Origin of the sequence: Streptomyces sp. NPDC046859 (assembly GCF_040645135.1) — a bacterium.
Lineage (GTDB): Bacteria > Actinomycetota > Actinomycetes > Streptomycetales > Streptomycetaceae > Streptomyces.
This window is the reverse complement of record NZ_JBEYXR010000066.1, coordinates 1-1,060: the sequence shown is the minus strand read 5'-3', so window position 1 is coordinate 1,060 and position 1,060 is coordinate 1. Positions and strand designations below refer to the sequence as shown.

At 67.3% G+C, this 1,060-nt stretch carries 1 protein-coding gene and 1 pseudogene; both read left to right on the top strand.

The features are described from left to right. Positions 1-960: AAA family ATPase (locus ABZ899_RS36535; RefSeq protein ID WP_361355241.1), on the top strand; the 960-nt coding region annotated here is incomplete at its 5' end. Beyond that, a pseudogene (locus ABZ899_RS36530) lies at positions 957-1,060 on the top strand (thiol reductase thioredoxin); the annotation flags it as partial. The gene ABZ899_RS36535 and the pseudogene ABZ899_RS36530, both read left to right, overlap by 4 nt.

The window sequence follows — 1,060 nt, the reverse complement described above, 5'->3', positions numbered from 1 at the left end:
GAGGGCGAACGCGAGAAGCTGCTGCGCCTGGACGAGATCCTCCACGAACGCGTCATCGGCCAGGACGAGGCCGTCAAACTCGTCACCGACGCCATCATCCGCGCCCGCTCCGGCATCCGCGACCCGCGCCGCCCGATCGGCTCGTTCATCTTCCTCGGCCCCACCGGTGTCGGCAAGACCGAGCTGGCCAAGACCCTCGCCGCGGCCCTGTTCGACTCCGAGGAGAACATGGTCCGCCTCGACATGAGCGAGTACCAGGAACGGCACACCGTCAGCCGGCTCATGGGCGCCCCGCCCGGATACGTCGGCTACGAAGAAGGCGGACAACTCACCGAGGCCGTGCGCCGCAAGCCCTACTCGGTCGTGCTGTTCGACGAGGTCGAAAAGGCCCACACCGACGTCTTCAACACCCTGCTGCAGGTCCTCGACGACGGCCGCATCACCGACTCCCAGGGCCGCACCGTCGACTTCCGCAACACCGTCATCATCATGACCTCCAACATCGGCTCCCAGTACCTCCTGGACGGCGCCACCGCCGACGGCGAGATCAAACCCGACGCCCGCGCCCTGGTGATGGGCGAACTACGCGGACACTTCCGCCCGGAATTCCTCAACCGCGTCGACGACATCGTGCTGTTCAAACCACTCGGCGAACGCCAGATCGAACAGATCGTCGAGCTGCAGTTCGACGAACTGCGACGCCGCCTCGCCGAACGCCGCATCACCGTCGAACTCACCGAAGCAGCCCGCGAGCTCATCGCCCACCAAGGCTACGACCCCGTCTACGGAGCCCGGCCCCTGCGCCGCTACATCTCCCACGAAGTCGAAACCCTCATCGGACGCGCCCTGCTGCGCGGCGACGTCCAGGACGGCGCCACCATCCGCGTCGACGCCCAGCACGCGGAACTGGTCGTCACCTACGACCAACCCCACCACGAGAACGGAGCGCAGGCGGCATGAGCACCATCCAGGCGACGACCGTCAAGTGCCCCCACTGCGGGCGCACCAACCGGATACCCGTGGCCGCGCAGGGCCGCCCGAAGTGCGGCAACTGCAAACA